Source organism: Pedobacter sp., assembly GCF_035566355.1.
Classification (GTDB): Bacteria; Bacteroidota; Bacteroidia; order Sphingobacteriales; family Sphingobacteriaceae; genus Pedobacter.
Window position 1 is genome coordinate 1 of record NZ_DATMRL010000347.1, and the last position, 3,800, is coordinate 3,800.

The window sequence follows — 3,800 nt, forward strand, 5'->3', positions numbered from 1 at the left end:
GATCGGAGATAAGGCAACGATACTTAAAGTCGATGTGGATAAGAATCCGTCTGTTTCGAGGATTTACCAGATCCAGGGTGTACCTACCTTAATTTTATTTAAGGGAGGACAGATCAAATGGAGGCAGTCTGGGGTTATACAGGCCAGTCAGTTGAAAACTATTATTGAGGGGGCAATAGACGGCTGATACCGACTATTTGATTATTCTTCCTTTGATTTTAATGGCTGGGTTTCCTGAATAAACTGTAAATGTATCCAAATTAGTGGTGGCTACCGAACCTACCGTTAATACTGCATGGGCTCCTACAGTAAGACCGGGGCATACGGTTGCCCCAGCTCCGATCCATGCACCATCTTCTACAGTTATTCCTGCATTGCGCAGATCGAAAGTGCTTTTTGTGTAATCGTGATTTCCGGTGAGCAATACAGCTTTTTGTGAGATACAAACGTTTCTTCCTATACGAACATCTTCCAGGTTTTCTATGTAACAGTCTGCGAGCCAGGAATGGTTTCCTAATGACAATTTCCAGGGATATTTAATGTGGATAAAGGGTTTGACGCGCACATCTTTTCCAATCTTTGCGCCAAACAATTGAAGTATACCAACCAGCAGGGTGCTGTTTGGCAGCAGTCCGGACCTGAATAACAATAAGCTGGTCAAATACCAGAGGCTGATTTTAAGTTTACTGGCTCCCGGGTGATAGGATCCTTTGTTAAAGGCTTTTCTTAGTTTTGTCTCCATATTGATTTTTAGAATGCACCCATATCATGGTGAGGAGCCCCATAATGCTGTAGGTAAGAAAATTGAACAGAAAATGTAGATTTATCCTATAGTCTGGCTGCCAGTAAAGTGTAATAAGCAAGAGGCGGAGCAGGTTGAGGGTTTGGAAGCTTGTTATGCCCAGCAGCAGGAACAGGAATTTCGATCTGATGGATTTAGAGTAAGCCATGACAAAGGCTGCAAATGCACTCATAATTCCATAACCGAGACAAGAGTAGACCAGGTGAAAACCAGATCTGCCGGTAACATGGAGGTTGAAAATGGTTTTTTTTACTTCGTACCCCATCAGGGTCAACAGGGCTGCAGAAGAGGAAATATTAAATTCACGCCAGTATCTGATGTAGTTGAGGTGCTGGTCCAGCCATTGGTTGTAAAACTTTCCGGGTGTTGTTATTCCTATAAAACCTAGATTACCGAGATAGAGGATCAGGAAAAACAGAAGAAACCTGAAGGCAAATTTCCTGCCGGCGGACGGTTGTGGTTTTATACCTTTTAATCTGAACTGTTCTTCAATTTTTATGTCGACAATTAATCTGAACCAGAATGCCTGGAGGAAATGATATAAGATGCCGGTTGTTCCATCCAATATTCCTTTTTGAAAGAATAGACGAAAGAAAAAGTAAAGGTAGGGTCTCAGGTATCTTGGGAGGATATTCCAGAATTGTTTTAGCCAGGCTATATGTTCATTGGGAGCACCCCATAACTCGGTTCTATAAGTTTTTACAGGGAGGTATAGCCGGTTAACTTCTTCTTCTGCGAGAAGATCACTATACCTGTTGTGTTTTTCCAGCCAGAAAGAGATGTTGTTCTCTTTGAGGTTTTCTTCAATCAAATATCCTTTTCTCCATATTTGCGTAGGCCCGGGAACCAGAAAACGATGGTCCATATTCTGGTTGAGATCGGAATAACCGATGTTGTACCGGAACATTTTGAGCATATACTTAGGAAAGTAGCCTCCGTGTTTGATCCACTTACCCCTGAAATGGTACTTTCTGTTGAAATAAATTCCGGTTAAGTGATGATGATTTTGGTGTTTGAAGTTTTTGAGTTGCTGGTACAGTTCCGGACTGAGCATCTGATCTGCATCTAATCCAATCACCCAGGGGGTACGTATAGGGAAGGTGTTGAGGGCATAGTGCCATTGTTTAGGGTGGTTATCAAAAGGGCGGCAGGTATATTGTATCTGATAGGTCTTGCAAATATCGATGGTCTTGTCTGTACTGCCGGAATCTAAAATGAAAATAGGGGCTTGAAGTCCCTTTATGGAGTCCAGTAGTTTGGGAAGATGTATTTCTTCGTTGAAAGTGAGGATGATAAAGGTATAATCAGTTTGCATTTTTTAAGGTTTGTTGGTACATGTCCTGATAAAGGATGGTCAGACGTGGGGCGGAGAAATCATTCAGAATTTGTTTTGGTGCATATTTCCTGATTTCACTCCTTTTATGGATGTCCTTATAAGCCTTGTAAAGCGTGTGTGTTAAGTCTGTAATAGTGGATTTGCAGATCCAGCCAAGATCGTGCTGCAGTACATAGGCTGCCAGTCCAACTTCCCTGGTGAGTAGGACCGGTGTGCCGCTGGCGAGACTTTCTATGACCACGTTGGCAAAATTTTCATTTTGGGAAGGTAAAACCAGCAAGTCGTGTTTTTGGATAAAATCAAATTTCTCCTGTTGGTTAAGGTAACCCGCCCAGTTGATGTGCTGATGTATGTTTAAATGAAAACTTAGATTCTTTAATGACCAGATGTAATCCGGAGAACCTTGACCGGCTATAGACAGGGTCCATGCAAATTTAGTTCTGCTCAAGGCCTTAAACAGGAGGTCAATTCCCTTTTTTTCTTCTATCCTGGAAAGAAATAGAAATCGAAATGCATTCTTTTCTGTTGTAATACCAGGGTTTTTAGCGGTCAGATCATGATGAAAAAGTGAGCTTGGGCAATTGATGAAATTGGGAATTATATAAATGTCCTTTGGACGGAGTTGAATTTTGTAAAGATCTTCCATTTCCTTTTCTGAAGTGGCATGTATAATACACTGTTTAAGCAGCCAGATTCCAATCACCTTATGAAAAAGTTTCTTAATCAATGATCTTTTGTTTTGCAATGTATAAGGAGTGAGCATTCCTCTGGGTGAAAGAATTACGGGGATACGGTACCATATGGCCAATATTAGAGAGAAAATGGCGACTGTGTTCCACCAGGAGTGAATATGGATGATCATGTGCTGCTTGTGATGGCTTTTAATCTGCTTTCTAAGATTCCAGAGCAAAGCAGGTGAAAAATGGCTGTGGTCCTTTGTAAGGCGTTTAAAATACCAGGTCTTAACATCGTCTACATGACAAGGCAGATTTGACGGCGTTTGCAGAACGGACTCCCCATTGGCATTAGTGGTCAAAACTTCTATTTCTAATCTGCTTTTGACGAGTTCCTCGCATAATTTGGAAACGGAGGCGGTAGTTCCGCCATAGATATAAGCGGGCTTATAAGATGGGGTGATCTGGAGGATTTTTAGCATCGTTTATTTTTTGAAGTATTTGAAAATGTTTAAGCATATGAAACAACAGGAGCATCAGGGCAAAGCCGTATGTAATGTTGTTGAGTAGAAATTCCCAATTGTTTCCGCGCCAAAGCGGTAGAAAAAAGCCGTTAAAGATAATCATGCATCCCAGTGGATAACCGCCGAATAGGGTTTCAGCTTTATTGCAGAGCCATTGTGCAATCAGGCCATAAAGAAACATAGCTAAAAAGACAATCTGGGATCCCCCACTTAGATAGGCATCAGTTACAGGGCGGGTCTTCGCAGAAGCTGCCGATAAACGGTTTACAGCCCCGCAGGTATATACCCTTTCCATGGAAATTTTTTCAGTATTGGGTTTTTGACTCCAAAAAATTCTTGGAATTAAGGCATAGAAGGAATTCTTTAAAATTTTAAGGCCATAATAGGGTTGCTGATCCGGTACAGCTTTGATGTACTGGCAAAACATTTCTGTCTCACTGAAACGGTGGGTTAAGAAATTCCAG

The 3,800-nt window shown here is 41.5% G+C and carries 4 protein-coding genes and 1 pseudogene; 1 reads left to right on the top strand and 4 read right to left on the bottom strand.

The window, feature by feature from the left end; all coding sequences use genetic code 11:
- Positions 1 to 187 (top strand): thioredoxin family protein (locus VNZ46_RS13380; RefSeq protein ID WP_325560601.1); only part of this gene is annotated, 187 nt, incomplete at its 5' end.
- 6 nt (positions 188 to 193) lie between these two features.
- On the opposite strand, the gene VNZ46_RS13385 is transcribed toward VNZ46_RS13380, so the two are convergent.
- The 4 genes and pseudogenes from VNZ46_RS13385 to VNZ46_RS13400 all read right to left on the bottom strand — a co-directional run.
- Positions 194 to 742, bottom strand: a complete 549-nt coding sequence (locus tag VNZ46_RS13385) for a WcaF family extracellular polysaccharide biosynthesis acetyltransferase (RefSeq protein ID WP_325560602.1) — start codon at positions 740 to 742, stop codon at positions 194 to 196.
- Positions 714 to 2,117: a glycosyltransferase gene (locus VNZ46_RS13390; protein WP_325560603.1), complete on the bottom strand. Its 1,404-nt coding sequence runs from the start codon at positions 2,115 to 2,117 to the stop codon at positions 714 to 716. The genes VNZ46_RS13385 and VNZ46_RS13390 overlap by 29 nt, the downstream gene beginning before the upstream one ends.
- The gene (locus tag VNZ46_RS13395; protein ID WP_325560604.1) at positions 2,107 to 3,294 is read right to left on the bottom strand and encodes an XrtY-associated glycosyltransferase XYAG1; all 1,188 of its coding nucleotides are present in this window, start codon (positions 3,292 to 3,294) and stop codon (positions 2,107 to 2,109) included. Before VNZ46_RS13395 ends, VNZ46_RS13390 begins: the two co-directional genes overlap by 11 nt.
- Positions 3,260 to 3,800, bottom strand: a pseudogene (locus tag VNZ46_RS13400) (hypothetical protein); the annotation flags it as partial. The pseudogene VNZ46_RS13400 and the gene VNZ46_RS13395, both read right to left, overlap by 35 nt.